This is a genomic window from Sphingopyxis sp. Q841, from assembly GCF_052384365.1.
Classification (GTDB): Bacteria; Pseudomonadota; Alphaproteobacteria; order Sphingomonadales; family Sphingomonadaceae; genus Sphingopyxis; species Sphingopyxis terrae_A.
Genome location: NZ_JBQSUM010000002.1, coordinates 294,643 through 321,503, shown reverse-complemented (window position 1 = coordinate 321,503; position 26,861 = coordinate 294,643). Strand labels below are relative to the sequence as shown.

General features: G+C 65.5%; 30 protein-coding genes, 1 tRNA gene and 1 other RNA gene. 20 read left to right on the top strand and 12 right to left on the bottom strand.

The features are described 5' to 3' along the window. Positions 1–6 precede the first annotated feature (6 nt). Together ACT17R_RS11935 and rpsD are read right to left on the bottom strand one after the other, a co-directional pair. Entirely contained in the window at positions 7–1,704 is a 1,698-nt protein-coding gene (locus tag ACT17R_RS11935) for a M28 family metallopeptidase (protein ID WP_217373313.1), read from the bottom strand. Positions 1,705–1,820: 116 nt separating this feature from the next. Further along, the gene (gene rpsD / locus ACT17R_RS11930) at positions 1,821–2,432 is read right to left on the bottom strand and encodes a 30S ribosomal protein S4 (RefSeq protein ID WP_003044490.1); all 612 of its coding nucleotides are present in this window, start codon (positions 2,430–2,432) and stop codon (positions 1,821–1,823) included. 199 nt (positions 2,433–2,631) lie between these two features. On the opposite strand from rpsD, the gene ACT17R_RS11925 reads away from it, so the two are divergent. Beyond that, on the top strand, positions 2,632–2,943 hold the full coding sequence (locus ACT17R_RS11925) for a chorismate mutase (protein ID WP_058811316.1): 312 nt from the start codon (positions 2,632–2,634) through the stop codon (positions 2,941–2,943). A gap of 7 nt (positions 2,944–2,950) precedes the next feature. Here ACT17R_RS11925 and ACT17R_RS11920 read toward each other — a convergent pair whose 3' ends face one another. From ACT17R_RS11920 to rpiB, 6 genes are all read right to left on the bottom strand, one after another. After that, positions 2,951–3,166, bottom strand: coding sequence for a hypothetical protein (locus ACT17R_RS11920; RefSeq protein ID WP_186403045.1), 216 nt, complete (start codon positions 3,164–3,166; stop codon positions 2,951–2,953). A 110-nt stretch (positions 3,167–3,276) separates the two neighbouring features. Beyond that, complete coding sequence (locus ACT17R_RS11915; RefSeq protein WP_186403044.1) at positions 3,277–4,029, bottom strand: RNA methyltransferase; 753 nt, start codon at positions 4,027–4,029, stop codon at positions 3,277–3,279. 2 nt (positions 4,030–4,031) lie between these two features. Further along, the gene (gene nrdR / locus ACT17R_RS11910) at positions 4,032–4,496 is read right to left on the bottom strand and encodes a transcriptional regulator NrdR (RefSeq protein WP_062902257.1); all 465 of its coding nucleotides are present in this window, start codon (positions 4,494–4,496) and stop codon (positions 4,032–4,034) included. A 3-nt stretch (positions 4,497–4,499) separates the two neighbouring features. After that, positions 4,500–4,718, bottom strand: a complete 219-nt coding sequence (locus ACT17R_RS11905; protein WP_062766734.1) for a hypothetical protein — start codon at positions 4,716–4,718, stop codon at positions 4,500–4,502. 5 nt (positions 4,719–4,723) lie between these two features. Beyond that, positions 4,724–6,031, bottom strand: a complete 1,308-nt coding sequence (gene glyA / locus ACT17R_RS11900; RefSeq protein WP_186403042.1) for a serine hydroxymethyltransferase — start codon at positions 6,029–6,031, stop codon at positions 4,724–4,726. Then, positions 6,028–6,480: a ribose 5-phosphate isomerase B gene (rpiB, locus tag ACT17R_RS11895; protein WP_062902259.1), complete on the bottom strand. Its 453-nt coding sequence runs from the start codon at positions 6,478–6,480 to the stop codon at positions 6,028–6,030. The genes glyA and rpiB overlap by 4 nt, the downstream gene beginning before the upstream one ends. Positions 6,481–6,632: 152 nt before the next feature. Between rpiB and ACT17R_RS11890 the strand changes: the two genes are divergently transcribed. Further along, positions 6,633–6,797 carry a hypothetical protein gene (locus ACT17R_RS11890; protein ID WP_186403041.1) on the top strand — a complete coding sequence of 55 codons (165 nt, stop codon included), beginning with the start codon at positions 6,633–6,635 and terminating at the stop codon, positions 6,795–6,797. A 148-nt stretch (positions 6,798–6,945) separates the two neighbouring features. Here the strand turns inward: ACT17R_RS11890 and ACT17R_RS11885 are convergent, their stop codons facing one another. Continuing rightward, the gene (locus ACT17R_RS11885) at positions 6,946–7,602 is read right to left on the bottom strand and encodes an alpha/beta hydrolase (protein WP_003044467.1); all 657 of its coding nucleotides are present in this window, start codon (positions 7,600–7,602) and stop codon (positions 6,946–6,948) included. A 211-nt stretch (positions 7,603–7,813) separates the two neighbouring features. On the opposite strand from ACT17R_RS11885, the gene ACT17R_RS11880 reads away from it, so the two are divergent. From ACT17R_RS11880 to ACT17R_RS11815, 14 genes are all read left to right on the top strand, one after another. Beyond that, complete coding sequence (locus tag ACT17R_RS11880) at positions 7,814–8,899, top strand: cysteine desulfurase family protein (protein ID WP_062903180.1); 1,086 nt, start codon at positions 7,814–7,816, stop codon at positions 8,897–8,899. After that, on the top strand, positions 8,896–9,234 hold the full coding sequence (locus ACT17R_RS11875; protein ID WP_444809502.1) for a 2Fe-2S iron-sulfur cluster-binding protein: 339 nt from the start codon (positions 8,896–8,898) through the stop codon (positions 9,232–9,234). Before ACT17R_RS11880 ends, ACT17R_RS11875 begins: the two co-directional genes overlap by 4 nt. Continuing rightward, positions 9,234–10,142, top strand: a complete 909-nt coding sequence (gene bla, locus ACT17R_RS11870) for a class A beta-lactamase (protein WP_444809501.1) — start codon at positions 9,234–9,236, stop codon at positions 10,140–10,142. Before ACT17R_RS11875 ends, bla begins: the two co-directional genes overlap by 1 nt. Positions 10,143–10,183: 41 nt before the next feature. After that, positions 10,184–10,281, top strand: an RNA gene (gene ffs, locus ACT17R_RS11865) — signal recognition particle sRNA small type. Positions 10,282–10,618: 337 nt separating this feature from the next. Next, entirely contained in the window at positions 10,619–11,407 is a 789-nt protein-coding gene (locus tag ACT17R_RS11860) for a hypothetical protein (protein ID WP_444809500.1), read from the top strand. A gap of 94 nt (positions 11,408–11,501) precedes the next feature. Further along, positions 11,502–12,548: a hypothetical protein gene (locus tag ACT17R_RS11855; RefSeq protein WP_202988273.1), complete on the top strand. Its 1,047-nt coding sequence runs from the start codon at positions 11,502–11,504 to the stop codon at positions 12,546–12,548. Between the two features lie 59 nt (positions 12,549–12,607). Beyond that, on the top strand, positions 12,608–14,341 hold the full coding sequence (locus ACT17R_RS11850) for a DNA polymerase III subunit gamma/tau (RefSeq protein ID WP_444809499.1): 1,734 nt from the start codon (positions 12,608–12,610) through the stop codon (positions 14,339–14,341). Continuing rightward, complete coding sequence (locus tag ACT17R_RS11845; protein WP_444809498.1) at positions 14,338–14,673, top strand: YbaB/EbfC family nucleoid-associated protein; 336 nt, start codon at positions 14,338–14,340, stop codon at positions 14,671–14,673. Before ACT17R_RS11850 ends, ACT17R_RS11845 begins: the two co-directional genes overlap by 4 nt. A 254-nt stretch (positions 14,674–14,927) precedes the next feature. After that, positions 14,928–17,324, top strand: a complete 2,397-nt coding sequence (lon, locus tag ACT17R_RS11840; protein ID WP_003044448.1) for an endopeptidase La — start codon at positions 14,928–14,930, stop codon at positions 17,322–17,324. 171 nt (positions 17,325–17,495) lie between these two features. After that, entirely contained in the window at positions 17,496–17,768 is a 273-nt protein-coding gene (locus ACT17R_RS11835; RefSeq protein WP_003044445.1) for an HU family DNA-binding protein, read from the top strand. 162 nt (positions 17,769–17,930) lie between these two features. Further along, positions 17,931–18,005, top strand: a tRNA-Val gene (locus ACT17R_RS11830). Between the two features lie 97 nt (positions 18,006–18,102). After that, a complete protein-coding gene (locus ACT17R_RS11825; protein ID WP_062902264.1) occupies positions 18,103–18,417 on the top strand; it encodes a PepSY domain-containing protein in 315 nt (104 codons plus the stop codon). A 100-nt stretch (positions 18,418–18,517) separates the two neighbouring features. Further along, entirely contained in the window at positions 18,518–19,183 is a 666-nt protein-coding gene (locus tag ACT17R_RS11820; protein WP_003044440.1) for a response regulator transcription factor, read from the top strand. Between the two features lie 104 nt (positions 19,184–19,287). After that, entirely contained in the window at positions 19,288–20,592 is a 1,305-nt protein-coding gene (locus tag ACT17R_RS11815; protein ID WP_040590107.1) for a sensor histidine kinase, read from the top strand. A 108-nt stretch (positions 20,593–20,700) separates the two neighbouring features. Here the strand turns inward: ACT17R_RS11815 and ACT17R_RS11810 are convergent, their stop codons facing one another. Together ACT17R_RS11810 and ACT17R_RS11805 are read right to left on the bottom strand one after the other, a co-directional pair. Next, the gene (locus ACT17R_RS11810; protein WP_003044434.1) at positions 20,701–20,880 is read right to left on the bottom strand and encodes a PspC domain-containing protein; all 180 of its coding nucleotides are present in this window, start codon (positions 20,878–20,880) and stop codon (positions 20,701–20,703) included. A gap of 61 nt (positions 20,881–20,941) precedes the next feature. Further along, positions 20,942–21,070 carry a hypothetical protein gene (locus tag ACT17R_RS11805; protein WP_255265911.1) on the bottom strand — a complete coding sequence of 43 codons (129 nt, stop codon included), beginning with the start codon at positions 21,068–21,070 and terminating at the stop codon, positions 20,942–20,944. A gap of 250 nt (positions 21,071–21,320) precedes the next feature. Here ACT17R_RS11805 and recF point away from each other — a divergent pair, with 250 nt between their 5' ends. The 3 genes from recF (at position 21,321) to ACT17R_RS11790 (ending at position 25,115) form a co-directional block, all read left to right on the top strand. Then, positions 21,321–22,430, top strand: a complete 1,110-nt coding sequence (gene recF / locus ACT17R_RS11800) for a DNA replication/repair protein RecF (protein ID WP_444809497.1) — start codon at positions 21,321–21,323, stop codon at positions 22,428–22,430. A 120-nt stretch (positions 22,431–22,550) separates the two neighbouring features. Next, positions 22,551–24,305: a class I adenylate-forming enzyme family protein gene (locus ACT17R_RS11795; protein ID WP_202988274.1), complete on the top strand. Its 1,755-nt coding sequence runs from the start codon at positions 22,551–22,553 to the stop codon at positions 24,303–24,305. 72 nt (positions 24,306–24,377) lie between these two features. Further along, positions 24,378–25,115 (top strand): hypothetical protein, encoded by a 738-nt coding sequence (locus tag ACT17R_RS11790; RefSeq protein WP_444809496.1) that lies wholly within the window; start codon positions 24,378–24,380, stop codon positions 25,113–25,115. Here the strand turns inward: ACT17R_RS11790 and ACT17R_RS11785 are convergent. Next, positions 25,097–26,173 carry an endonuclease/exonuclease/phosphatase family protein gene (locus ACT17R_RS11785; RefSeq protein ID WP_444809495.1) on the bottom strand — a complete coding sequence of 359 codons (1,077 nt, stop codon included), beginning with the start codon at positions 26,171–26,173 and terminating at the stop codon, positions 25,097–25,099. The genes ACT17R_RS11790 and ACT17R_RS11785 overlap by 19 nt on opposite strands. A 156-nt stretch (positions 26,174–26,329) precedes the next feature. Here ACT17R_RS11785 and ACT17R_RS11780 point away from each other — a divergent pair, with 156 nt between their 5' ends. Further along, complete coding sequence (locus ACT17R_RS11780; protein WP_263588512.1) at positions 26,330–26,851, top strand: RNA polymerase sigma factor; 522 nt, start codon at positions 26,330–26,332, stop codon at positions 26,849–26,851. The last annotated feature ends 10 nt before the right edge of the window (positions 26,852–26,861 follow it).

Genomic DNA, 26,861 nt, shown 5'->3' with positions numbered 1-26,861 from the left:
CCTCGCTTATTTGCCTTCGCGCGATTTGTCGCGCGCGGCGCGGAACTCGTCGCCTTCGTTCCAGTTGGGCCAGCTATCGGTCGATGCGAGCATCCGGCCGGCGGCATAATAGAGGCGGAGATCGGCGAGCATGCCGTCCCAATTCTTTATCGCAGCATATTCGTCGCCGGGCGCGTGGTAACGGTTCTTCTCATAATCCTCGGCGGCTTTCTTGCCGGCGTCCTTGCCGCCCGCGAACAGATCCTCGCCGGCGCCGAAGTTGAAGAAGGGCACGCCGCGCTTGGCGAAGCTGAAGTGATCCGAGCGATAGTAGAAGCCCTTTTCGGGGGTCGGTTCATCGACAATCGTCACCTTCGCCGCCTTGGCGATCTTCTCCAGATAGGCGTCGAGCTGCGACTTGCCGCGGCCGACGACGACGATGTCCTTCGCGGGCCCATTGGGGTTGAGCGCGTCCATATTCACGCCGCCAACCGTTTGCGCGAGCGGAAACACCGGGTTCGCGGCATAATATTCCGATCCGAGCAGACCCGATTCCTCCGCCGTCACCGCCAGGAACACGATGCTGCGGTCGGGCGCGCCCGCCTTCTGATAGGCCTGCGCCAGCGTCACCAAGGCGGCGGTGCCGGTCGCATTATCGACGGCGCCGTTGCAGATGTCGTCGCCGTTCACCGGCGTGCAGCGGCCAAGATGGTCCCAATGCGCGGTATAGAGCACATATTCGTCGGGCCGCTTCTTGCCAGGCAGAATGCCGATGATGTTATGCGACAGCTTCTTGGAAATCTGATTGTCGAAGCTGAGCGAGGCCTTGACGCCGGTGAGCGGGACGGCCTTGAAACCCCTCTTGCCCGCCGCTTCGCGCAGCGCGTCGAAATCCTGCCCGGCGCTTGCGAACAATTCCTTCGCCTTGTCGAGCTGTATCCAGCCGTTCGCCGCAGTCTGATCGGCGCCGCCATCCTTCTTTTCGGCGAGATATTGGGTGCCGGTGTTGCTGCTTTCCACGACGTTCCAGCCATAGGCGGCGGGTTCGGTGTCGTGGACGATCAGCGCGGCGGCGGCGCCCTGGCGCGCCGCTTCTTCATATTTATAGCTCCAGCGGCCGTAATAGGTCATCGCGCGGCCGTTGAATTCGCCTTTGGTTTCCGGGGTTTGCCAGTCGGGGTCGTTGACGAGGATGACCACCGTCTTGCCCTTCACATTGAGCCCGGCATAATCGTTCCAGCCCTTTTCAGGCGCGTTGATGCCATAGCCTACGAAGACGACGTCGCTGTCCTTGATTTCGGTCTTCGGCTGCACGCGGTAGCTGAAGGCGACATAATCCTTCGCATATTGCAGCGTGACCGGCGCCTTGCCGCCGGTGAAGCGCAGCGGCGTCGCATTCTTCGCTGTGATCTCGACAAGCGGGACTTCCTGCGTCCACTGGCCGTTGTTGCCGGGCTTCAGCCCTGCCGCCGCGAACTGGCTCGTCAGATAAGCGATCGTCTTTTCCTCGCCCTTCGTCCCGGGTGCGCGGCCCTCATAGGCGTCCGATGACAATTCCTTGGTCACATCCTGCAAAGTCTGGAGCGACAACTCGGGGAACTGGACATCGGGCAGCACGGCAACAGCGTCGGCCGCCGTGGCCCCGGTCGTCGGCGCATCGGCATTGCACCCGGCAACGCCGAGCAGAACCGCAAGAGCTGCGGTGGTTCGGGGGAAGCGAAGCATGGAATTTCCTTGGGTTTTCGTGTTTGACGGGAGGCTTTTGCCAGCCGGGCCGCCCCGATGCAAGAAGGGCGGCCCTTTCGGACCGCCCCCTTGATGTCGCTTCGGTGGAAACCGGATCAGCGCGAATAGAATTCGACGACCAGATTGGGTTCCATCTTCACCGGATAGGGTACTTCGTCGAGCGTCGGCACGCGGACGAAAGTCGCCTTGGTGCCGTCGAGCGCCAGATATTCGGGCAGGTCGCGCTCGGGCAGGCTCTGCGCTTCGGCAACCAGCGCCATTTCCTGCGCCTTCTTGCCGAGGGTGACTTCGTCGCCCGGCTTCACGAGGCGGCTCGCGATGTTGCACTTCACGCCGTTCACATAGACGTGACCATGGCTGACGAGCTGGCGCGCCGAGAAGATCGTCGGCGCGAACTTGGCGCGATAGACAAGCGCGTCGAGGCGGCGTTCGAGCAGGCCGATCAGATTCTGGCCGGTGTCGCCCTTCATGCGCGCGGCTTCGATATAGTTCTTCTTGAACTGCTTTTCGGTGATGTCGCCGTAATAGCCCTTGAGCTTCTGCTTGGCGCGGAGCTGGATGCCGAAGTCCGACATCTTGCCCTTGCGGCGCTGACCGTGCTGGCCGGGGCCATATTCGCGGCGGTTGACCGGGCTCTTCGGGCGACCCCAGATGTTTTCGCCCATCCGGCGGTCGAGTTTGTACTTGGCGCTCTGGCGCTTCGACATATGTCGTCTCCAATTTGCTGTGTGCCGAAGGATTTCGGCGGATCCCGGATCGCACCACAGGTCCGCTGTCCTGTGCGACCGCCGCTTCACCGGGGTGCGGGGTCAATTTGCGAAGGCGCGCGGTTAGACCGTAGGCGCGGCCGAGTCAAGTCGTGCCGGACGCTGGACGGCGCGCAAAAAGGCGCTAAAGGCAGCGCGCATGACCTCTGCCAAACTTCCAGACCAATGCGAAACCATGGCCGACGTGCGCGCCGGCGTCGATCAGGTCGACCGCGAGCTTGTCGCGCTGCTGGTGCGCCGGTTCGGCTATATGGACGCGGCGGCGCGGATCAAGACCGAGCGGAGCGCCGTTCGCGACGAGCCGCGCAAGGCGCAGGTGCTCGACAATGTCGCGCGCGAAGCCGAAAGCGCGGGCCTCGATCCGCAGCGTATCCGCGCGGTGTGGAACGAACTGGTCGAACAGTCGATCGCCTATGAGGCCGTCCGCTGGGACCGCCTGCGCGCCGACTAACCGTCGCTCAATTGGTGGCGGCGGTACCGGGCTTGTCGCCATCGGCGTGGGCATCGTCCTTTGGCGGTGCCGATTCGACGACGGTGCGGCAGATGCGCTTCGGCACCGCGCTGCCGGTGCTTTCGACCTTTTCGCAAATCTTCTTCGGCTTGGCCGACTTTGCCGGCGGAGGGGCTTCGGTTCCCGCCGCTGCAAAGGCGAGCGAAAGCATCAGGCTCATCATCTTCAGTCTACTCCCGGGGAGAGCCGCGTCGCAATTCTGCGGCGGCGGGCCAACGATGCTGCACCGCAGCACGATGCGAAGAAATTGTCAATTCCGTTGCGGCGGACGACTTACCGCGCGCGGGGCGTGCGGCCCAATATGGTCACGATCCCGTGCATCATCCGGATGTCGTTGTGCGACCAGCCGGTCTTCGTCAGCGCGGTGCGCAGCGTCCGCAGCGTTGCCTCGGTCCGTTCCTCGGGAAAGAAATAGCCGGCCTTGTCGAGGTCGCGGACGAAATGCTGGATCAACTCCTCTAGCTCGCCGTGCGGGGCGGGGGGATCGAGCGGGACGTCCGGCGGGCTGGCGAGCGCGATGCCTCCCTTGCCCCCGCTCGGGACATGCTTCGACCATTCATAGGCGAGCAGGATCACCGCCTGCGCCAGATTGAGCGATCCGAACTGGGGGTTGATCGGCACCGTGACGATGCTGTGGGCCAACGCGACGTCGTCGGTTTCCAGTCCCGAGCGCTCGGGCCCGAAGATATAGGCCGACCGTCCGGCGCTGGCATGAACCTGCCTTGCCGCCTCTTCGGGCGTGAACACGGGCTTGGAAACCCCGCGCTTGCGCACGGTGGTCGCATAGATGGTCTGGCAATCGGCGACCGCATCGGCCAGCGTATTGAATACCTGCGCCTCGGCCAGCACCACGTCGGCCCCCGATGCGGCGGGCCCCGCATCGGGGTTCGGCCAGCCATCGCGCGGCGCGACAAGGCGCAGTTCGGTCAACCCGAAATTGAGCATCGCGCGCGCTGCCTTGCCGATATTCTCGCCAAGTTGGGGGCGCACGAGAACAATGACGGGGGGAGGGGCCAGATCCGTCACGGTCAGCCCTGCTTCGCTGCCTCGGTGATCGACGAGGCGAATTCCTCGAAATCCCGGGCTTCGGTAAAGTCGCGATAGACGCTGGCGAAGCGGATATAGGCGACATTGTCGAAGCCCTTGAGCGCCTCCATCACCATCGCGCCGATCTGCGTCGCCTGGACCTCGTTGTCGCCCGAGGTTTCGAGTTGGCGCTGGATGCCCGACACCAGTCGTTCGATCCGCGCGCCGTCAATCGGGCGTTTGCGGCACGCGATCTGGACGCTGCGCATCAGCTTTTCGCGGTCGAAGGGTTCGCGCCGCCCGTCGGCCTTGAGTACGGCGACCTCGCGCAGCTGGATACGCTCGAAGGTGGTGAAGCGCGCGCCGCAATCCTCGCACTGGCGGCGGCGGCGAATGGCGGCGCCGTCCTCGGTCGGGCGGCTGTCCTTCACCTGGCTGTCTTCATGTCCGCAATAGGGGCAGCGCATGGGCTATCGCTTCACCCGCGTATAGAGTGCGATGGCTGCGCCCGCGAACAACCCGACCGGCCAGGTCACGACGGGCAGCACCGCACCCGCGATCGCACCCACGACGCCGCCGGTGATGACCGGCCGCGTCGAGGGATGGTCGATCCCCTGCTTGCCCATCGCCTTGACCTCTTCGATCGTCAGTTCGACCAGCGTCGGTTCCTCGGGGTGCTGCCGCGCCATCGCCCTTATCCCTGATAGATGGGGAAACGTTCGCACAGCGTGCGGACGCGGGCGCGGACATTCGCTTCGACATCGGCATCGCCATGCTCGCCCTTGTCGCGCAGCGCTTCGAGCACGTCGGCGACCATGTCGCCGATTTCCTCGAACTCGGCGATCCCGAAGCCGCGCGTCGTTCCCGCGGGCGATCCGACGCGGATGCCGCTGGTCTTGACCGGCGGCAGCGGATCGAAGGGCACGCCATTCTTGTTGCAGGTGATCGCCGAGCGTTCGAGCGCCTCGTCGGCGTCGCGGCCGGTGATGCCGAGCGGACGCAGGTCGATGAGGGCGAGGTGCGTGTCGGTGCCGCCCGCGACGACGTCGGCGCCGCGCGCCTTGAGCCGATTGGCGAGCGCCTGCGCGTTGGCGATCGTCGCCTTCGCATAGTCCTTGAACTCGGGGCGCAGCGCCTCGCCGAATGCCACCGCCTTGGCCGCGATGACGTGCATCAGCGGGCCGCCCTGCAGGCCGGGGAACACCGCCGAGTTGATGCGCTTCGCAATCGCCTCGTCATTGGTCAGGATCATGCCGCCGCGCGGGCCGCGCAGCGTCTTGTGCGTCGTCGTGGTGACGACATGGGCATGTTCCATCGGCGAAGGGTGGGCGCCGCCGGCGACGAGGCCCGCGAAATGCGCCATATCGACCATCAGCAGCGCGCCGACATCGTCGGCGATGGCGCGGAAGCGCGCGAAGTCGAGCGTACGTGGATAGGCCGAGCCGCCCGCAATGATGAGCGCGGGGCGATGTTCCTTCGCCAGTGCCTCGACCTGGTCGAAATCGACCAGATGATCGTCGGCGCGCACGCCATATTGGACGGCGTTGAACCATTTACCCGACATGGCAGGCGCCGCACCGTGCGTGAGGTGGCCGCCGGCATCGAGGCTCATGCCGAGGATCGTCGCGCCGGGCTTGGTCAGCGCCAGCATCACCGCCCCGTTCGCCTGCGCGCCCGAGTGTGGCTGGACGTTCGCGAAGTTGCAGTCGAAAAGCTGCTTCGCGCGATCAATCGCGAGCTGTTCGACTTCATCCGACGGCGCGCAGCCCTGATAATAGCGGCGCCCCGGATAGCCTTCGGCATATTTGTTGGTGAAGACCGACCCCTGCGCCTCGAGCACCGCCTTGGAGACGATGTTTTCCGAGGCGATCAGTTCGATCTGATATTGTTCGCGTTCCAGCTCATGCTTCATCGCTGCGGCGACTGCAGGGTCGGTGGCGGCGACGCCGTCGGTGAAATAGCCGGCCGATTTGATGGGCTTGTCGAGCGTGTCGGTGGTCATTGGCTGTTCTCCAGGACGGGCGGGTGGGAAAGCTTGTCGACGCGGCGCGCGTGGCGGTCGCCGGCGAAGTCGGTGGTCAGGAAGGCGGTGACGCAGGCCTTGGCCATGTCGATGCCCGTCAGCCGCGCACCCATCGCGATGACGTTCGCGTCATTATGTTCGCGGGCAAGCTTCGCCGACAGCGGCTCGGACACCAGGGCGCAGCGGCACGCCGGATTGCGGTTGACCGAGATCGAGATGCCAATGCCCGACCCGCACAGCGCAATGCCTTTATCGGCGCTGCCATTGGCGACCGCAGCGGCGAGGCGGTAGCCATAATCGGGGTAATCGACGCTCTCGGGACCATGGGTGCCGAGGTCGGCAACCTCATGCCCTTCGCCGCGCAGCCAGTCGGCGAGCAGCGCCTTCAGGTCGGTGGCGGCATGGTCGGATGCAATGGCGATGCGCACGGCGCGTCTCCCGCTGGGGCGTTGAGGGAATCGGATGAGCGCGCTTTAAGCGAAGCGCCGCGGATTGGCCATAAGCGGCAGCGGCTTTTTCGCCGCTATTTTGTCACAAAGCGGGTTTGACCGGCCGGCCTGCCGCCCGTAGAGCGCCGGGCATGGGCGACCTATTGCTTTCTATCGTCATGTTGGGCGGAATCGCGCTGCTGGGCGGTGGGGTCATGGTGTTTCGCAGCGGCGACCGCCGCCGCGCGCTGCTGATGGTTGTCGCGGCGCTGATCATGTTCGCCAATGTCGCCATCTGGCTGGTTCCGGTGAAATGATATCGGTCCTCCCTGTCGCGTAGCGATGGGGAGGGGGACCGCTCGCGAAGCGAGTGGTGGAGGGGCGGCGGATTCGCGCTATTTGCCCCTCCGTCAGCCCTTCAGGCTGCCACCTCCCCATGGCTTCGCCACAGGGAGGATTTGAAGCTCAGCGGATCGGTGAATCGGGCGCAAGCCGCATGTCGAGATAATTGTCGAGCGACTTCATCAGCTGATCGAGTTCATGCTCGAAGAAATGGTTGGCGCGCGGAATCTCGTCGTGGTGGATGGTGATGCCCTTTTGGGTGCGCAGCTTGTCGACGAGCTTCTGGATCGCGCCTGGCGGGACGATTTCGTCCTGGCCGCCCGCGACGATGATACCCGACGACGGGCAGGGCGCGAGGAAGCTGAAGTCGTACATGTTCGCCGGCGGCGCGACCGACAGGAAGCCGCGAATTTCAGGGCGCCGCATCAGAAGCTGCATGCCGATCCAGGCGCCGAAGCTGAAGCCGGCGACCCAGGTCGTCTGCGCCTCGGGGTGGATCGACTGGACCCAGTCGAGCGCTGCCGCGGCATCGGACAATTCGCCGATGCCATTGTCGAACGTGCCCTGGCTGCGGCCGACGCCGCGGAAGTTGAAGCGCAGCACGGCGAAGCCGCGCGCGACAAAGCTCTTGTACATCGCCTGGGTGATGCGGTCGTTCATCGTGCCGCCACCCTGCGGGTGCGGGTGAAGGATCAGCGCAACCGGTGCGCGCGGACGCGGCGGGGGCGAGAAACGACCTTCGATGCGGCCCTCGGGGCCGGGGAAAATGACGTCGGGCATGGAAGCACCTCTTATCTTTTTTGAGCTCCCGGCCGAATCGCCGGTTGGCGGGGTGGCGGAGCGAAGGTCGCGCCTATATAGAAAATAGGTCTCAACTTGCAACTTTTGCGAATCGTTCGCAATAGAAGGCGATTCCTACTCTTGTTGGTCATCCGACGAGAAAGAGAGAGCGTCGCTCGACACCAACGCGATTAGCGGGCAAATGCCGCAAATGATCTACCTCGACTATCAGGCCACGACCCCGCTCGCTCCCGAAGCGCGCGAGGCGATGCTGCGATGGCTTGGCGATGACGGCGACAGCTTTGCGAACCCCGCGAGCACGCACAAGGCAGGGCGCGCGGCGGCGGCGGCGGTCGAGGTTGCGCGCGATCAGGTGGCGGCGCTGTTGCCGCGCGGGGGGCGCGTCATCTTCACGTCGGGCGCGACCGAGGCGCTGAACTGGGCGCTCTTCTGCGGTGCGCGCGCGATGCCCGGCGGGGTTGCGGGGCTCAGCATCGAACATGCCGCATCGCTCCAGTGCCTCGAGCGGCTGGACGCGGCGATCCTGCCGGTCGATGCGGCGGGGCTGGCGCTGCCGCCCGACGCGGCGCTGATTCCTGAAGGCGGTATCGTCGCGACGATGCTGGTCAACAACGAGGTCGGGACGATCCAGCCGGTCGCCGATTTCGCCGCGGCGGCGCATGCGAAGAACAGCCTGCTGCTGTGCGACGCGGTACAGGGGTTCGGCCGCATCGCGATCCCCGAAGGGCCCGACCTGATCGCCGTATCGGCGCACAAGATTCACGGGCCCAAGGGGATCGGCGCGCTGTGGATTCGCGACGGCGTCGATCTGCCGCCGCTGATGCTGGGCGGCGCGCAGGAACAGGGGCTGCGATCGGGGACCGTCTCGCCCGCGCTCTGTGCCGGGTTCGGTGCGGCGGCGGCGCTGGCGGCCGACCGTCTGGAGGTCGACGCTGCGCATGTCGAGCGCCTGTGGTCGCTCGCGATGGACATGCTGCCCGAGTGGACGATCAACGGCGCCGAAAGCCAGCGCTATCACGGCAATCTCAATATCCGACGCGAAGGGGTCAACGGGCTGCGGCTGATGTCCGATGCGCGCGGCGTCGCCTTTTCGCTGGGCAGCGCCTGTGGCAGTGGATCGGGCAAGGTCAGCCATGTGCTGCGCGCGATGGGCATCAGCGAAGCCGACGCGCGCGCCTCCATCCGTCTCGGTTGGGGACGCTATACGTCCGAACAGGCGTTGCGCGACGGGCTGAATGCCATCAAGGATGCGGTCCGCTTGCAGGGAGTGAATTGATGCGCGTCACCTTCATCCATGCCGATGGCAAGGGACGCACCGAAGTCGTCGCGGAACCGGATTCGATCCTGCTCGACGTGGCGCAGGCGCATATGATGCCGCTGGAAGGGACGTGCGAGGGGCAGATGGCCTGTTCGACCTGCCATGTCATCGTCGCGAAGGAGGATTTCGGCCGCCTGCCGCCCGCCAGCGAGATGGAGGAGGATATGCTCGATCTTGCCGCCGGGGTGCGCCGGACCAGCCGCCTGTCGTGCCAGATCGTACTGACCGAGGATCTCGACGGTCTGACCGTTCATATCCCGTCCGAAAGCCGCAACATGCAGGGGCCGCGCTGATGCGTCGCCGGCGCGCTGTGGGCTTTGCCCTGACGCTCGCCGCCGTCGTCACGCTGGCCGGGTGCGCGTCGTCGCCTGCCGCGACCAACAGCGCCCGCGACAGCGCGCAGGCGAGCGTCGCGAACCGGATCGCGGCACTGGAAAAGAAAAGCGGCGGTCGGCTGGGCGTTGCCGTTACCGACCAGTTCGGGAAGCTGATCGTCGGCCACCGCGCCGACGAGCGTTTTGCGATGTGCTCGACCTTCAAGCTGCTGCTCGCGGCACAAACGCTGACCGCGGCGAAGAACGGTGTGTCGCTGCGCACGCCGCTGCCCTTCACGCGCGCCGAACTGCTGCCGTACTCGCCGGGCGCCGAGCGCCTGCTCGATGCGGAGGGGAAGGGCGAATATCGTATCGGCTTCGCCGCCGAGGACGCCGTGGTGCTCAGCGACAATCTCGCCGCCAATCTGCTGCTCGATCATTTCGGTGGCCCGACCGCCTTCACCGATCATGTTCAGGCGACCGGCGATCTGGTCACGCGACTCGACCGGATGGAGCCCGACCTCAACGCCAATATTCCGGGCGATCCGCGCGATACCACCAGCCCCGCGGCGATGGCGAAGAGCGCGGCCGCCTATATCTTCGGCGACAAGCTCGACACCGCCTATCGCACGATGCTGCGCGATTGGCTGGTCAAGAGCGAGACCGGGCTTGCACGCATCCGCGCCGGGCTGCCCAGGACCTGGCATGTCGGCGACAAGACGGGGTCGTGTGGTACCGCCTATAATGACGTGGCGTTCGTCGAGGAGCCGGGGGGCGACAAATATATGATCGCCGTCTATCTCGACCGCCCCGCGCTGAAGGGCGACGCCGCCAACGCGATCATCGCCGATGTGGCGCGCGCGGTGACGGGCGACCGCACCGAATAGCCGCGCCGCTTGCAATTCGCGCCCACCGCCGCCATATGTGCGCCGGGAGTCGGGCGGACGCAGTCTTCGCCAACCCGGTCAGGTCCGGAAGGAAGCAGCCGCAACGAATTCGCTGCGGGTCGTTCCGACTCCCACCCCTCATGAAATTCAGAGCTGTCCGGACTGGCTTTATTCGTCCTTGCTCTTGTCGAAATGGCCCGCCAATCCTCTGTAGATTGGGGGAGGAATATATGCACCTGTGGGCAGCGATCGCGACGATTTTGGCGATGGCGACGTCTGGACAGACTTTCGCCGCGGAACCCGCGGCCACCGGCGCCTCCTTGTCGCGATTGTGCGGACTCCAGAAGGCCGGGCCATATCGGTTCGGAGTGCCGAGGTATGAAGCGCGATTGGGCGAATCTAAGCCGGGCGGCGAATCTTTTCCCGCCCCGTTCAGCCGCGTAAACCTTGTCACGACCAACTGGTCCGGCCGTGTGATGCTGGTCGAGTTTCGGGGCCCGATCGCCGATTCGGACGCGGGATCGGCAGCCGAGACGATGATGGTAGCGGGGTTCCAACGCGATGGCTGGCGTCCTCTGTTCGATGCGGCCGACGAGTCCGTGCCGACCGCTCCTGAGATCGCGGATGCCGATTATATTTTCACGCGGACAACAGACGAAAAGGGGATGTCGGGAACCCTATACGCGGGGTTGAGCTGGCGCGCCGGCCAACTCACGCTTGCTTGCGGGCGTGCCGATCTGCTGGCGCTCGACAGGCTCGAAGCTGAGGGGGTGCTGCCCGAGGATGCACGGCGGCCCCAGGAACCGGCGCCGGTTACAGCGGCACCGCTTACGTCTGCCCGATGCATCGATCTGGAGACGCAGGCGCAGGCAGCGGCAATGTTCGATGGCGGGACCGACGCCTATGTCGATCAGGTCGGCGATCAACAGGATTATTGGGATAGGCTGGCGCGGTGGCAGCGCTGGCGCCTTGAAAAGTCGGGCAAGGTCGATGCGGCTCGTCTCGACGAGCTGCAATATGCGGCGGAGGACGCCCGTAACGCAGCTGCGCAAGAGGATCCGCTGGCGGCTATGACCGGTGCACTTGAGGCGATGCCGGAGCTGGAAGAGGCCCGGAAATCGCGTGAGCCGCGACGGATATGCGAAGCCTATGCGAGGGTTGCAAATTTCGTGGCGAATGATCTGTGGCAGCGCGCGGAGCGTTCAAAGGCCGTGAGCGCGGCATGGGCGGCGGAAGCTGCGCGACTGGATATTCCGCTGGATTAAGCTCTTCGTTTTTCCTCCGGTCATAGCCAAGACTACGGCTTGACCGCCCGCAATTGCCCGCACACCCTGCGCGTCGCAGCAGGGGAGGATGGGCATGAGATATCTTGTTCCGGCCGGACTGGGCATGGCGGTCTTGCTCGTAATGGGGGCGGTGCAGACCTCGACGGCGTATGAGATCAAACCGAAACAGCCCAATCATGAGCGGCTGACCGCGCTGGCCGAGCGGTGCCTTGCTGCCGCCGCCGGTGCCTTGCCCAGCCATTGCCCGCTGCCCCGCACCGCGGCCGAGTTTGCGGCGACCGACATTGGCGGGTCGGTCTACGCCAATGCCGTCCGCTGGCCGGACGATCCGACGCGCCAGATCAGTGCGACGGGCCTGGGCAAGATTGCGGTCAATCTTGGCGCCGAACGCTGCAAGAGGCATGTCGGGCCGGGCAAGCCCTTTGGCGGCCTGATGTGCAACAGCCATTATGGCGCGCTGCAATTCCTGCACGCCATGCGCCCGACGGCGGGCGAGGCGCCATCCGAAACCCGCGCCAAGATCCTCGGCTGGACGCGCGCGGCCTTTGCCATCGCAACAGGGCAGGGCGTTGATGCGACGACGGGATATTGCACCTATTTCCGAAGCCAATCTCCCGCACTTGCCGAAGCTTTTGCGCCGCCCGGCTTTCCCTATTGCGACGACCGGACCGAAGGCGGGAAAAGCTATAAGGCGTGGCGCGTGCATACGCTGTTCACGCTCGAATGCCGCAATCCCTTCGCGTCGACCAAATGCAGCGAATTGACCGGCGATGTCGCAGCCGATCTGGCACGCAAGCGCGCGGCCGGGGCTTTGCTGCATCTCATCCAGGACAGTTTCTCGCAAAGCCATACGGCGCGGGGCGGCGTTTTTCCCGCCGGCCCCTACAGCGCCCGCGTCGTGTGCCTGCCGGTGCGCGAATATTATGATTATGCCCAGAATAGCGGCGTCCATCCGGCGGCCGACAAGGCGCCGACCTTCGACCTTGCCGGCTGCGCCGACGGGCCGGTGGCCGATCCGATCACCGCGTCGGCGCAGATGCTCTGGTTGATCGAGCAGCGCGCGAATCCCGATGCGGCGGTCAAGCTGATGGCGGAGGCGGTTCTGGGCGCGGCGACCTGACGCGCGGCGGCGCGCGCATACCCTTCGACAATCGGCGCGGCGCATCCTAAAGACCGGCTATGGACGATTCCGCCGACGACACTCCGATGCTGGGCATGGACTTGCCAGAGGCGCCGCCCGCGTCCGCCTCGAACGGGCCATACCGCGTCCTTGCCCGCAAATATCGGCCGCAGACCTTTGCCGAACTGATCGGGCAGGATGCGATGGTGCGCACGCTCGGCAATGCGATCGCGCGCGATCGGCTGGCGCATGCGTTCCTGATGACCGGGGTGCGCGGGGTCGGCAAGACGTCGACCGCGCGGCTGATCGCCAAGGCACTCAACTGCATCGGCCCCGACGGGCAGGGTGGGCCGACGATCGACCCGTGCGGGGTGTGCGAGCCGTGCCGCGCGATCACCGAAGGGCGTCATATCGACGTGATCGAGATGGACGCGGCGTCGAACACCGGCGTCGACGACGTCCGCGAGATTATCGAGGCGGTGCGCTATGCCGCGGTGTCGGCGCGCTACAAGATCTATATCATCGACGAAGTGCATATGTTGTCGCGTAACGCGTTCAACGCACTTCTGAAAACGCTCGAAGAGCCGCCGCCGCACGTCAAATTCCTCTTCGCGACGACCGAGGTGAACAAGGTGCCGGTGACGGTGCTGTCGCGCTGTCAGCGGTTCGATCTGCGGCGCATTACCCCCGACATGCTGTTCGCGCATTTCAGTTCGATCCTGCAGAAAGAGGGCGTCGAGGCCGAGGCGCCCGCCATCTGGCTGATCGCCAATGCCGCCGAAGGATCGGTGCGCGACGGGCTTTCGATCCTCGACCAGGCGATTGCCCACGCCGATCTGGAGGCCGATGGCGCGGGCGGCGGGCGGATTTCGGCCGACCAGGTCCGCACGATGCTGGGCCTGTCGGACCGCACGGCGATTGCGCAGTTGATGGCGACCGTGCTTGGCGGCGATGCGGGTGCCGCGATCGACCTTGCGCGCGCGCAATATGCGCTTGGGATCGAGCCGGTCGCGATGGTGCGTGGGTTGATGGACCTGACGCATGCGGTGACGCTGGCCAAGGTGGCGCGCCACGACGATCCGGCGCTGGCCGCCGCCGACCGCGAACGCATCGGCGATTGGGCGCAGAAGCTGGGCTTCGCACCGCTCAACCGGCTGTGGCAATTGCTGCTCAAGGGGCATGACGAGGTGCTGCGCGCGAACAATCCGCTCGAGCATCTGGAAATGCTGTTGCTGCGCGTGATCTATGCAGCGTCGCTGCCCGATCCGGGCGAACTGGCGAAGCTGCTCGAATCGGGCGGCGTTCCGGCGATGCCGCTTGCGGCGCCGCAGCCTGCGCCCGGCGGCGATACGCCCGGCGCGCCGGTTGCGGCCGCCACGCCGCCGGCGACGGTCGAGGCGGTGGAAGCACCGCCCCCTGCGGCGCTGACCATCGCGCAGATTCACCAGCTGCTCGAATCGACGGGCAATCATCGGCTTGCGGTCGACGTCTATGACCATATGCGCCTGATCGCGCTCGAACCGGGGACGCTGACGTTCGCGCCCGTGCCGGCGCTCGGCGAAGGCTTTGCCCGCGATCTGGCCGACGCGCTGCTCGCGGCGACGGGCAATCGCTGGTCGGTGCGCGCGGGCGAGGGTGAAGGCCGGCCCAGCCTGGCGCAAATGCGCGCCGCGAAACTGGCCGACAATGATGCGCGAATCCGCGAACTGCCCGTGGTAAGGGCCGTTTTGGCGGCATTTCCCGACGCAAGACTTGTCGAGGATGGCGACAATCGCCATAAGTCCGCCCCATGAAATCGATCGAAGAAATGATGAAGGCGGCGCAGGAAGCGGCTGCCACGGTGCAGGCCCAGATGCAGGAGGCACAGGCGAAGCTCGACAATGTCGAGGTCGAGGGCGTTTCGGGCGGCGGCCTGGTCAGGATTACCGCGACCGCCAAGGGCCGGATCAAGGCGATCGCGATTGACGACAGCCTGATGGTTCCTGGCGAAAAGCAGATGCTCGAAGACCTGCTTGCCGCTGCGTTCAATGACGCGCGCGAAAAGGCCGATCAGGCGAGCAACGAGGAAATGGGCAAGATGACCAGCGGCCTGCCGCTGCCGCCCGGGTTCAAGCTGCCGTTTTGACGAATTGATCCTCCCTGTGGCGGAGCCATGGGGAAGGGGGACCGCCGCCTCAGGCGGTGGTGAGGGGCGACGACATTGCGTCATTGGCCCCTCCGTCAGCCCTTCGGGCTGCCACCTCCCCATGGCTTTGCCACAGGGAGGAGAGATGCCCATTCACTGCACCGTCATTGAATGCGCGCCAAGTTACGCCATATTAGCGATAACCACCCTATTAAAAGGGCGGCGCGCGGTCTTGCGCCCGCTCAGGAGCCCTGATGAACCAGTCTTTTCCCCTTCTGCCCCTGCGGGACATTGTCGTCTTTCCGCACATGATCGTGCCGCTGTTCGTCGGCCGCGATCGCTCGGTCGCCGCGCTCGAAGCGGCGATGGAAGCCGATAAGGAAATTTTTCTCGTCGCCCAGCTCGATCCGGGCGAGGACGATCCTGTCCGCGACGATCTGTACGATACCGGCGTGATCGCGACGGTTCTGCAATTGCTCAAACTACCCGACGGCACCGTCCGCGTGCTGGTCGAAGGCAAGCAGCGCGCCAAGCTTCAGTCGCTCGACGATGACGGCAAGGCCGTGATGGCAACGGTCGAGCCGATCGCTGATGCCGTCGACGACAGTGTCGATACCGCGGCGCTGATGCGCTCGGTCGTCGACCAGTTCGAAAGCTATGCCAAGCTCAACAAGAAGATGCCGGCCGAAACCGCGGTGCAATTGTCGCAGATCGACGATTCGTCGCGCCTCGCCGACTCGGTTGCCGGCAACCTCAACATCAAGGTCGCCGACAAGCAGGCGCTGCTCGTCGAGAATGCGCCCGCAAAGCGGCTCGAAATGGTGTTCGCCTTCATGGAAGGCGAGCTCGGCGTGCTGCAGGTCGAAAAGAAGATCCGCGGCCGCGTGAAGCGCCAGATGGAAAAGAGTCAGCGCGAATATTATCTCAACGAGCAATTGAAGGCGATCCAGCGCGAACTCGGCAACGACAATGGCGAGGGCGGCGACGATCTCGCGGAACTGCAGGCCAAGATCGACAGCCTGAAGATGTCGAAGGAAGCCAAGGCCAAGGCGAACGCCGAGCTCAAGAAGCTGCGCGCGATGGCGCCGATGTCGGCCGAGGCGACCGTCGTTCGCAACTATCTCGACACGCTGATCGGCCTGCCCTGGGGCAAGAAGTCGAAGCTGAAAAAGGACATCGCGAAGGCGCAGGACGTTCTGGATGCCGATCATTTCGCGCTCGAAAAGGTCAAGGACCGGATCGTCGAATATCTTGCGGTCCAGGCGCGCACCAACAAGCTGAAGGGGCCGATCCTGTGCCTCGTCGGTCCTCCGGGCGTCGGCAAGACTTCGCTCGGCCGCTCGATCGCGAAGGCCACGGGCCGCGAGTTCGTGCGCCAGTCGCTCGGCGGCGTGCGCGACGAGGCCGAAATCCGCGGCCACCGCCGGACCTATATCGGCTCGCTGCCGGGCAAGATCGTGACCAACCTCAAAAAGGCCGGCACGATGAACCCGCTGTTCCTGCTCGACGAGATCGACAAGCTGGGTCAGGATTTCCGCGGCGATCCGGCGTCGGCGCTGCTTGAGGTGCTCGACCCCGAACAGAATGCGAAGTTCCAGGACCATTATCTGGAGGTCGACGTCGACCTTTCGGACATCATGTTCGTGACCACCGCCAACTCTCTCAACCTGCCGCAACCGCTGCTCGATCGCATGGAGATCATCCGGCTCGAAGGCTATACCGAGGACGAGAAGGTCGAGATCGCCAAGCGTCATCTGATCGCCAAGCAGGTCGAGGCGCACGGGCTGAAGGCCGGCGAGTTCGAGCTGACCGACGAAGGTCTGCGCGACCTGATCCGCTATTATACCCGCGAAGCGGGCGTCCGGACGCTCGAGCGCGAGATTGCGCGTCTGGCGCGCAAGGCGCTGCGCAAGATCCTCGAAGGGAAGGCGGAAAGCGTCGTGGTGACGCCCGAAAACCTCTCCGAATTTGCGGGCGTGCGCAAATTTCGCCACGGCGTTTCGGACCGCGAGGATCAGGTGGGCGCGGTTACCGGCCTTGCCTGGACCGAGGTCGGCGGCGAACTGTTGACGATCGAAGCCGTCACTGCGGCGGGCAAGGGGCAAGTACGCACCACCGGCAAGCTGGGCGAGGTGATGACCGAGTCGGTGCAGGCCGCGCTGTCCTTCGTCAAGGCGCGGGCGCCCGCCTATGGCATCAAGCCCAGCCTGTTCGCGCGCAAGGACATCCACATCCACCTGCCCGAAGGCGCGGTGCCCAAGGACGGGCCCTCGGCCGGCGTCGGCATGGTCACGGCGATGGTGTCGACGCTGACCGGCATCGCGGTGCGCAAGGATGTCGCGATGACCGGCGAGGTTACGCTGCGTGGCCGCGTGCTGGCGATCGGCGGCCTCAAGGAAAAGCTGCTTGCGGCTCTGAGGGGCGGCATCACGACCGTTTTCATTCCCGAAGAGAATGAAAAGGACCTGGTCGAGATTCCGGCGAACATTACCGCGGCGCTGAAGATCATTCCGGTGAGTCATGTCGATCAGGTGCTCGCCGAGGCGCTGGTCAGCCCTGTCGAGCCGATTGAATGGACCGAAGCCGACGAATTGGCCGCTTCGCCGCCGATTTCGGCGGGTGGAGACCCCGAATCGGCGATTCGGCACTGACCGGACCGCCGACGGGGCTTCCGCAAGAGCCTTTTCATCGCAAAATCGGCATTTTGGCCGGTTTCGCGCCGCTTTTTGCTTTGACAAGGCGGGGCGAAACATCGTTAGTGGCGCGCCATGGCTTCGGGCCATGAGAATCATTCAACAACCACACACAGGGGTTCCTTAGGCATGAACAAACAAGACCTGATCGCCGCCGTCGCTGACTCGAGCGGCCTCACCAAGGGCGATGCGAGCAAGGCTGTCGAAGCTGTGTTCGATTCGATCACCGGCGCGCTGAAGAAGGGCGGCGAAGTCCGTCTCGTCGGCTTCGGCACCTTCGCGGTCAGCAAGCGCAAGGCGTCGACCGGCCGCAACCCGCGCACCGGCGAAACGATGACCATCGCGGCGTCGAACCAGCCGAAGTTCAAGGCCGGCAAGGCCCTCAAGGACGCCGTCAACTAATCGCTGGCGCTTCTTGACGAAGAAACATCTCGGGCCGTGGCGCAAGCTGCGGCCCGATTTGCATTTCGGGGGTGCCGAGTCGCAAATCGGCGTTGCAATCGCGGCGCGAGCGGTTATGGACGACCCGCTTTCGGACGCGGCGCAGCCGCTTCGGTCCGGGACGGGCGCGTAGCTCAGCGGTAGAGCACACCCTTCACACGGGTGGGGTCACAGGTTCAATCCCTGTCGCGCCCACCATGGCCCGGTGGCATGGTCGGTGGTTGTCGCATTGCGACACATCGGCTGACGGGGCCATTCATCGCCTATTCAATGCATAGGGGCTAAATCTCCCGGCATGATCCGCACCCTAACCCTCTCGATCGCCTCGGCGCTGCTGCTTGCTGCAGCCGGCCCGGCGGCTGCGCGCGGCGATCGCAACCGCGACCAGGACAATTTGCGCGAAGCGGCGGCACAGGGGCAGGTGATCCCGCTCAACCGCCTGATCGCCGATGTCCGTTCGCGCGCGCCCTACAGCAATATGACCTATCTCGGCGGCCCACAGTTCGATGCGCGCCAGATGGTCTATGCCCTCAAGTTCATGGACGGCAGCCAGGTGGTCATCGTCTATGTCGACGCGCGCACCGGCCGGATCGTCGGCCGCAGACCCTGACATTTTTCGCTGCAACGACATTTTGCGATGATCGTTGCGTCTTGGTAGAGAGGCGTTCGGCCCGCCCTGTCCGGTGGGTTCGCAGACGAAAGGTGCCTGAATGCGGATTTTGATTGTCGAAGACGAACCCACGCTGGGTCCGCAGCTCAAGGCGACGCTGGAGGGGAACGGCTATGCCGTCGACCTTGCCACCGATGGCGAAGACGGGCACTTCCTGGGCTCGACCGAAGATTATGACGCCGCGATCCTCGACCTCGGCTTGCCCGAAGTCGACGGGCTGACCGTGCTTGATCGCTGGCGCCGCGAAAAGCGCAACTTTCCCGTTCTCGTGCTGACCGCCCGCGACAGCTGGTCGGACAAGGTGGCCGGGCTCGACGCGGGTGCCGACGATTATCTCGCCAAGCCGTTCCAGACCGAGGAATTGATCGCTCGTCTGCGCGCGCTGATCCGCCGCGCCTCGGGCAATGCGTCGAGCGAGTTGATCGCGGGCAAGGTGCGGCTCGATACGCGCTCGGGCCGCGTCACGCTCGATGGCGAGCCGGTCAAGCTGACCGCGCAGGAGTATAAGCTCCTGTCGTACCTGCTGCATCACAAAGGCAAGGTCGTGTCGCGCACCGAACTGATCGAACATATCTATGATCAGGATTTCGATCGCGATTCGAACACGATCGAGGTGTTCGTCACCCGCATCCGCAAGAAGCTGGGTGCCGACATCATCACGACGATCCGCGGCCTCGGATATCAGCTCGACGATCCGCAGGGCTGATCATGGCCGAGGCCGACGCCGCCTCGCCGATCGAGCCCGGCACCGGAACCCGCACGGAGCCGGCTGCGCTGGCGAGCCTGACGACGGGTTCGCTCGCGCGGCGCATGATTGCGATCGCGGCGCTGTGGATTTCGGTGCTGCTGATCGGCGGCGGCTTCGCGCTCGACCGGGTGCTGACCGGCGCGATCACGCGCAACTTCGATTCGAGCCTCGAATATGTGCTGATCGCGATGATCCGCTCGTCGGAGATCGGCCCCGATGGCGAGGTGCGGCTGATCGAGCCGTTGGGTGACCAGCGCTTCCTCGAACCCTATAGCGGCCTTTATTGGCAGATCAGCGGCGGCGGGCAGGAGCCTTATCGCTCGCGCTCGCTGTGGGAACGGACACTCAAATCGCCCAAACCGCACGTTGATACCGGGCTTCATACCTATGACAGCACGCAGTTTCCCGACGAACAGCTGCGCATATTGGAGCGCAACGTCATCCTCCCGGGCAGCAAGACCAACTGGCGTTTCCAGATCGCACAGTCGCGTCAGGCACTCGACGAGCAAATCCGCGCGGTGCGCGCGACGCTGATTCCCAGCCTGGGGCTGCTTGGCGTCGGGCTGATCGTCCTCGCCGCGCTGCAGACCTTTTACGGCCTCTGGCCGCTGCGCCACATCCGGCGCGCGATCGCGGCGATGCGCGGCGGTGAAAACCGCCGCGTCATCGCGCCGCTGCCGCTGGAGGTGCAGCCGATGGTCGAGGAATTGAACGCGCTGCTCGCGCATAACGAAAAGCAGGCAGAGGAGGCGCGGCTGCACGCCGGCAATCTGGCGCATGCGCTCAAGACGCCGCTGACCGTGCTGCTCAACAGCGCCGCGGGGTCGGACAGCGAACTCGCCGAAACGATCCGGCGCGAGGCGGCGACGATGCGGCGGCAGGTCGATCATCATTTGGCGCGCGCGCGGGCGGTCGGGCGCCGCGGGGCGGCGCAGGCGCGCGCCGTTGTCTGGGACAGCGTCGACAGCGTGCTGCGCGCGCTGACCCGCCTCCATCCCGACGTGCGTTTCGACGAGGCGGGCGACAAGACGCTGGTGGCACGGGTCGAGCGGCAGGATCTGGACGAATTGATCGGAAACCTGCTCGAAAATGCGGCCAAATATGGCGGCGGGAGCGTTTTCGTGACCGTGCAGCGCGCGGGCGGCATGGCCGAGATACTGATCGAGGACGACGGCCCCGGCATTTCGCCCGCCGACCGTCAGCGTATCTTCGACCGCGGCGTCCGGCTCGACAGCGGCAAGCCGGGGACGGGGCTTGGCCTCGCCATCGTCCGCGACGTTGCTGAAATCTATGGCGGCAGCGTCGCGCTCGAAGAGAGCGAGGATCTTGGCGGGACGCTCGTACGGCTCAAACTGCCCGCCGGCTAGGTGCGCCGCGCAAAAGAAAAGGCCCACCGGCGGACCGGCGGGCCTTCGATTGTGGAAATATGCGGGGCCGGTGCGACATGCCTGAAAGGCGGCCGGCCCGTGGCTGCGTTACGGCGCGAGGATCGCGACGGTCAGATAGACCAGCAGCGGCAGGCCGAAGCCCAGCAAAGTCAGTGCCACAAAGGCGACGCGCGTCCACAAGACGTCGAAGCCGAAGTGGTCCGCCATGCCGGCGCAGACGCCGAAGACCATGCCATCGCGACGATTCTTGCGAAAACCCTGTTTCATTTCTTTCCTTTCCGTCCCGGTCCCTCCGGGACCGGCGTTGTTCATGGGTGGGGGCGGCTGGTCAGATGACCAGCCGGCCGAGTTCCGCACCGTTCGGGCCAGCAGCGGCCAGGAACATGATCGAGCAGTAGAGCGTGGCAACCGCCGCGATGGCGTAGCTCTTGAGCGATTCGGTGTTGAAATGAGCCATGATATAATCCTTTCGTTCCTCCCACCCGGACCATCCGGTGGATGCCACAAGTAATGCAGGAGGCGTGCCAATTTCATTCATTGGCGGTTAACCGCGGTTTTTTCGACATTGAAACTATATTTCAGCGGGAAAAAATCAATGATGTGGTGAAAATTGCCTCAAATTGGAATTTTTTGCGTTTCCTCTTTGCCGGACAGCGATGATGCGCGGGACTCGCATCGCACACAGGGCTGGGGTAGGCGCAACGCAGATGACGCTGATCCGCCTTTCGTTGACCGATTTCCGCAATCACGCGGGGGCCGATCTGGCCGCCGGGCCCGGCCTTGTCGCTCTTCACGGCGACAATGGCGCGGGCAAGACCAATATATTGGAGGCGATATCGCTGCTCGCGCCGGGGCGCGGGATTCGGCGCGCGGCGTTGCCCGATATGGTGCGCGACGGCGCCGCCGGCGGCTTCGCAGTGTTCGGCGAGGTGCAGGGTGATCCCGCGCTCGCCCCCGTGGCGCTTGGTACCGGGGTCGAACCCTCGGCGCCGGGGCGCCGGATCGTCCGGATCAACGGCAGCGCCGCGGCCGCGACGGCACTCGGCGACTGGCTCGCCATCCTCTGGCTCACTCCGGCAATGGACCGTTTGTTCGTCGAAACGGCGGGCAATCGGCGGCGCTTCCTCGACCGCCTCGTCCTTGCCCTTGACCCGCGCCATGCCCAGCATGGCAATCGTTATGAAGCGGCGATGCGCGCGCGGGGAAAATTGCTCGCGGACCTTCCCGCCGCCGATCCGCAATGGCTGGCGAGCTTGGAGGCGCAGCTGGCCGAGCATGGTGCGGCGATCGATGCGGCGCGCCAGCGGACGCTCGCGGCACTGTCCGCCGAACTGGCGGAACAGCCCGAAGCGCCCTTCGCGCGTCCGCTACTCACCCTTGTCGATGCCGATGGCGCCCCGCGCGGCGCGGCGCACGACGCCGCGGCGCTGCGCGATCTGTTTGCGGCGCGGCGCCGGATCGATGCCGCCGCCGGGCGCGCGACGGCCGGCCCGCACCGCGACGATCTTGCCGCCGTCCACGCGGCGAGCGGCCGCGCCGCGGCGCGCTGCTCGACCGGCGAGCAAAAGGCGATGCTGCTCTCGCTCGTGCTTGCGCACAGCGATTGCGTGGCGCGCGACCGGGGACAGCGGCCGATATTGCTGCTCGACGAAGTCGCCGCGCATCTCGACCCGCTGCGCCGCGCCGCGCTTTACGCGCGCCTTGCCGGTCAGGGCGGGCAGGCGTGGCTCACCGGAACCGAGGCGGGGCTGTTCGTCGCGATGCCGGGTCAGGTGTCGCGCTTTCGGGTTGCGGGCGGGCGGATCGCGCCGGGCTAGGGCGTCGCCGCGCCGCGACGAACACTGCGCCTTTCCACGCTTCGCCCGCTTGTGCGGCCCGTCGTTCGTCCGTAACGCTGAGGCGAATCTCCGGCGCCCGACCGGACGGATATGGGAGCAATGCGCGTGACGAGTGACGTGATGATAGAGCCGCTGGTGGCGCTCGATCCGGCCTGGCCGAAGATGTCGATGGCCGATGCAACCGCGGTGCTGACCGCGCCAGGCGCGCGCTTCGAGATGGAGACGGTAACGATCCGCGGCGTCCCGACGCGCGTCTGGAAAAATGCCCCCAACGATCTGGGCGTCCTTCTGGACCTGTCGCGCACCCATGGCGCGCGGCTATTCTCAATTCTCGACGACGACCGCGTCAGCTTCGAGGCGAATTGGCGCGCCACCGCGGCGCTGGCGCATGCGCTGCAGGAGATGGGCGTCGGCAAGGGTGACCGCGTCGCCTTTGCGATGCGCAACCTGCCCGAATGGCCGATGGTCTTTTTCGCGATCACGACGATCGGCGCGATCGCAGTGCCGCTCAACGCGTGGTGGACCGGCGCCGAACTGGCCTATGGCATCCGCGATTCGGGGGCGAAGGTCGTGATCGTCGATGGCCAGCGGCTGGAGCGGCTGCGCGATCATCGCGAAGAACTGGGCGGCGTATCGCGCTGGATCGTCGCGCGCGGCGGCGCTGAAGGGGACACGACGGCGATCGAGGATATCGTCGGCGCACCCGCAAGCTGGGCGGCGCTTCCCGATATTGCGCGGCCTGTCGTTGCGATCGATCCCGATGACGAGGCGACGATCTTCTACACCAGCGGTACGACGGGCAATCCCAAGGGCGCGCTCGGCACCCATCGCAATCTGATGAGCAATATCCTCTCGGGCGGCTTTTCGGCGGCGCGCAGCTTTCTGCGCCGCGGCGAAGCGATCCCCGATCCGCAGCCGCGCACGACGCTGACCGTCATTCCGATGTTTCACGTCACCGCCTGTTCGGCCAGCCTGATGGGCAGCATGGCGGCGGGCAACACGACGATTTTCATGCGCAAATGGGACGTGGTGCAGGCGATGGAGATCATCGCGCGCGAAAAGGTCAATGTGACCGGCGGCGTGCCGACGATCGCCTGGCAGCTGATCGAGCATCCCGACCGCGCCAATTACGACCTCTCGTCGATCGAAGCGATCGCCTATGGCGGCGCGCCGTCGGCGCCCGAACTGGTCAAGCGCATCTACGAAGAATTCGGGGCGCTGCCCGGCAACGGCTGGGGGATGACCGAAACAATGGCGACAGTGACGTCGCATTCGTCGGAAGATTATCTCAATCGTCCGACCAGCGCCGGGCCGGCGGTTGCGGTCGCCGACCTTGAAATCCGCGACGATGACGGCGTGACGGTGCTGCCGACGGGAACGGTCGGCGAGCTGTGGGCGCGCGGCCCGATGATCGTCAAAGGCTATTGGAACAAGCCCGAGGCAACGGCCGAAACCTTTGTCGACGGCTGGGTGCGCACCGGCGATCTCGCGCGCCTCGATGACGAAGGCTTCGTCTATATCGTCGACCGGGCGAAAGACATGGTGCTGCGCGGCGGCGAGAATATCTATTCGTCGGAAGTCGAAAACGCGCTCTACGAACATCCGGCGGTCACCGATTGCGCGATCATCGGCATCCCGCATCGCACGCTGGGCGAAGAACCCGCGGCGGTCGTCCATCTGGCGCCGGGGATGACGGCAAGCGAGAGCGAATTGCAGGATTGGGTGCGCGCGCGGCTCGCCGCGTTCAAGGTGCCGGTGGCGGTGCATTTCGTCGCCGACACGCTGCCGCGCAACGCCAATGGCAAGATATTGAAGAAGGATCTGAAGGCGCTGTTCGCCGACCGCGCAAGCTGACGGACGTTTTGGGACGAGCGGGGAGTGCGGCTTTGCCGCCCCCGCGACGTCTTCCGGGCAAAGGATAGGCCTTTGCCAAAACTTCTATACGATTTTCCGCTCCATGTTCGCTCGCCGCGCGGCGCGATGATCCTGCCTCTGCTGACTCTCGCAGCCTGCGGCGCACCGCATTCGCCCTCCGATCAGGCGATTGCGACCTTCTCGCTGACGACGCGCGCGGGCATTACCGATTATGCGGTCGATCCCGATCCGCTCAAACATGCCGCTGCCGGCTATTTTCGCGATGTCGCGGTGGCGGCGCCGGACGAATCGGCCGGGCAGTTTCGCGCTCGCGTCGCTACCGCCATCTATTCCGAAAAAGGCGTCCACGCGTCGCTCGGGGCAGCGGCGCAGCAGGCGATCGTGCCGCGGCTCGCGGCGCTCGATGCCGCCGCGCGGCAGGACGACCGGCAGGGTGCCGGACTCGCCGCGCTCGAAATCTATCGCGCGCTGGTCGAGGATATGGCGACGGTGTCGAAGGCGACAACGGCAATGGCGCTGATTGATTATGCGCAATTGGCCGGGGCCGCGCGTCTTGCGGCGGCGCGGCCGGACTGGTCCGGGGTCGATGCCGCGATGACAATGGCCGGCCAGCATTGGGATGACATTGCGGGCGACGTCGGCGACCCGGCGCTGGCGGGCCAGATGGGTGCAGCACTGAAGGCGGCACGGGAGGGCGCGGCGCGGCGCGACGATGCCGCCACCGAGCAGGCGTTACAGGCTGCGCGGCCGTCGATCGATCGCCTGATCGCCTATTTCAAACGGACATAGCCGAGCGGGCCGCGTGCGGCGGTCGGCGCGAGCGGCCTCGCAAGGGGCGCGAGGCGATAGCGCGCGACATAGCCGATATGGTCGGACAGCATGCGGCCGTCGGCGCCGCGCCCGAACGGCACCGATATGGCTTCAGCGGTGAGCGCGGCAAAGCGTGTCGATGCAAATAATTGCCAGTCCTTCGAGCGGCGAAAGCTTTCGAGCGCGGCGCGGGGGAGGCCGCTTGTGCTGCGCGAGCAGGCGTGCATCGCATCGTCGAGCGCGCCGGTGCGGCCATTTCCCCACCAGCCGTCCGTTGCCGACGCGAAGGCGCGGGCGCGCGGCGCGATCTTGCCGACGTTGAAGTCACCGGCAAAGATGATCGGATAGCGATGCCATGGGCTTTGCGCCATGAACCGTCCGGCAGCGTCGAGCTGGCGGCGATAGGCATAGTCGGCGCGCTCATCCGAAACCCCCGACGCGCCGCGCGAATTGAAATGTGCGGTGGTGACGACGACCGGCGTTGCCGCGCCCGGCACCGCGACGAGCGCCATCAATATGCCCTTGTTGGCAAGGCAGTCATAACCGGCACAGGCATAGGCCGGAAAGGGCGCGCGGCGTACCGCGAGGATCGGATAGTCCGACAGCAGTTGCAGCCCGCTGCCGAGCAGCTTGCCCGACCGCTCGCCCTTGAACCACGATGCCGCGGCAGCGAAGCGGCGGTCGGCGTCGGTTGCGGGCAGGCTGCTTCGATCGGCGGCGGCCGGGCCGTCCACGACATAGCGATAGCCGCTTTCTGCGCCGATCCGCTGGGCGGAGCGGGTGAAGGCTTCCTGCAGCACGACGATGTGCGGCTGGATTCCCGCCTGCCGCATCGCGCGCAGCCGCGCCGCGATCTGTCCGAAATCATCGCTGCGCCCCCAGGCAAGCGGCCAGGGAAGACCATGGATATTGTAGGTGAGGACACTGATCGGCGTTGCGGAGGCTGGCGACGGCGCGGCGGTGGCGGTGCAACTTGCGGCAAACGCCGCCGCCAGCGTAGCGATCCGGAGCGCGCGGCGGGACAGGATTTGGGACATGGGGCAAGACTCCCGCTACGCAATTCGACCATCGCCCCTGTCAAATGGACGGCGCCGCGCGCGATTTTCCGCATCGGCACGAAAAAAGCGTCGCATTGCCGATCGATGGGCGCGATCCGATTGCGGCTTGCGCGCGGCATTGGTATGGGGCGGCGCATGATCGCCGACGGTCTGGATGGGGCGTTCCTGGCCCACCGCGCAGCGCTGGAACGTTTCGTGCGGGCCCGCTGCGGCGACGCGTCGGACGCCGAGGATATTCTGCAGGATTTGTGGATCAAGATCGGCGGGATCGCGGCGGTTCCAGACGATCCGTTCTCCTATCTCTATCGGGTCGCCGACAATCTGGTGATCGATCGCCGCCGCTCGGCGCAGCGCCGCGAGCGGCGCGACGATGCGTGGAGCGCGCTGGCAACGGGCGACGCGGGCGAGGCGTCGCCGGCTCCATCGGCCGAGCGCACGGCGATCGCGAAGAGCGAGCTTGCCCGCGTCGCGGCGCTGTTTGACGAACTGGGCGAGCCGACCACCGGCATCTTCCGCAGCTACCGCATCGACGGCACACCGCAGCGCGATATTGCCGCGCATTTCGGCCTCAGCCTGAGCGCTGTCGAAAAACATCTACAAAAGGCCTACAAGGCCGTATTGCAATTACGTGACAAACTCGATGCGGAAAATGACTGACCATACCGTC

What these genes read in the sequence shown, in the direction of transcription:
- ACT17R_RS11905 (WP_062766734.1), bottom strand. Translation starts at nt 4,718, where the DNA reads ATGGCGCGGCAGCACCCCGAGGAACCGACGCTGGTCGAACTGACGATC.
- ACT17R_RS11815 (WP_040590107.1), top strand. Translation starts at nt 19,288, where the DNA reads ATGATTGCGATCGCGGCGCTGTGGATTTCGGTGCTGCTGATCGGCGGC.
- ACT17R_RS11885 (WP_003044467.1), bottom strand. Translation starts at nt 7,602, where the DNA reads ATGCCCGACGTCATTTTCCCCGGCCCCGAGGGCCGCATCGAAGGTCGT.
- ACT17R_RS11835 (WP_003044445.1), top strand. Translation starts at nt 17,496, where the DNA reads ATGAACAAACAAGACCTGATCGCCGCCGTCGCTGACTCGAGCGGCCTC.
- ACT17R_RS11845 (WP_444809498.1), top strand. Translation starts at nt 14,338, where the DNA reads ATGAAATCGATCGAAGAAATGATGAAGGCGGCGCAGGAAGCGGCTGCC.
- ACT17R_RS11820 (WP_003044440.1), top strand. Translation starts at nt 18,518, where the DNA reads ATGCGGATTTTGATTGTCGAAGACGAACCCACGCTGGGTCCGCAGCTC.
- ACT17R_RS11780 (WP_263588512.1), top strand. Translation starts at nt 26,330, where the DNA reads ATGATCGCCGACGGTCTGGATGGGGCGTTCCTGGCCCACCGCGCAGCG.
- bla (WP_444809501.1), top strand. Translation starts at nt 9,234, where the DNA reads ATGCGTCGCCGGCGCGCTGTGGGCTTTGCCCTGACGCTCGCCGCCGTC.
- ACT17R_RS11925 (WP_058811316.1), top strand. Translation starts at nt 2,632, where the DNA reads ATGACCTCTGCCAAACTTCCAGACCAATGCGAAACCATGGCCGACGTG.
- ACT17R_RS11890 (WP_186403041.1), top strand. Translation starts at nt 6,633, where the DNA reads ATGGGCGACCTATTGCTTTCTATCGTCATGTTGGGCGGAATCGCGCTG.
- ACT17R_RS11805 (WP_255265911.1), bottom strand. Translation starts at nt 21,070, where the DNA reads ATGGCTCATTTCAACACCGAATCGCTCAAGAGCTACGCCATCGCGGCG.
- ACT17R_RS11855 (WP_202988273.1), top strand. Translation starts at nt 11,502, where the DNA reads ATGAGATATCTTGTTCCGGCCGGACTGGGCATGGCGGTCTTGCTCGTA.
- ACT17R_RS11935 (WP_217373313.1), bottom strand. Translation starts at nt 1,704, where the DNA reads ATGCTTCGCTTCCCCCGAACCACCGCAGCTCTTGCGGTTCTGCTCGGC.
- glyA (WP_186403042.1), bottom strand. Translation starts at nt 6,031, where the DNA reads ATGACCACCGACACGCTCGACAAGCCCATCAAATCGGCCGGCTATTTC.
- ACT17R_RS11860 (WP_444809500.1), top strand. Translation starts at nt 10,619, where the DNA reads ATGCTGGTCGAGTTTCGGGGCCCGATCGCCGATTCGGACGCGGGATCG.
- rpsD (WP_003044490.1), bottom strand. Translation starts at nt 2,432, where the DNA reads ATGTCGAAGCGCCAGAGCGCCAAGTACAAACTCGACCGCCGGATGGGC.
- ACT17R_RS11785 (WP_444809495.1), bottom strand. Translation starts at nt 26,173, where the DNA reads ATGTCCCAAATCCTGTCCCGCCGCGCGCTCCGGATCGCTACGCTGGCG.
- ACT17R_RS11825 (WP_062902264.1), top strand. Translation starts at nt 18,103, where the DNA reads ATGATCCGCACCCTAACCCTCTCGATCGCCTCGGCGCTGCTGCTTGCT.
- ACT17R_RS11920 (WP_186403045.1), bottom strand. Translation starts at nt 3,166, where the DNA reads ATGATGAGCCTGATGCTTTCGCTCGCCTTTGCAGCGGCGGGAACCGAA.
- recF (WP_444809497.1), top strand. Translation starts at nt 21,321, where the DNA reads ATGACGCTGATCCGCCTTTCGTTGACCGATTTCCGCAATCACGCGGGG.
- ACT17R_RS11880 (WP_062903180.1), top strand. Translation starts at nt 7,814, where the DNA reads ATGATCTACCTCGACTATCAGGCCACGACCCCGCTCGCTCCCGAAGCG.
- ACT17R_RS11810 (WP_003044434.1), bottom strand. Translation starts at nt 20,880, where the DNA reads ATGAAACAGGGTTTTCGCAAGAATCGTCGCGATGGCATGGTCTTCGGC.
- ACT17R_RS11850 (WP_444809499.1), top strand. Translation starts at nt 12,608, where the DNA reads ATGGACGATTCCGCCGACGACACTCCGATGCTGGGCATGGACTTGCCA.
- nrdR (WP_062902257.1), bottom strand. Translation starts at nt 4,496, where the DNA reads ATGCGCTGCCCCTATTGCGGACATGAAGACAGCCAGGTGAAGGACAGC.
- ACT17R_RS11795 (WP_202988274.1), top strand. Translation starts at nt 22,551, where the DNA reads ATGCGCGTGACGAGTGACGTGATGATAGAGCCGCTGGTGGCGCTCGAT.
- lon (WP_003044448.1), top strand. Translation starts at nt 14,928, where the DNA reads ATGAACCAGTCTTTTCCCCTTCTGCCCCTGCGGGACATTGTCGTCTTT.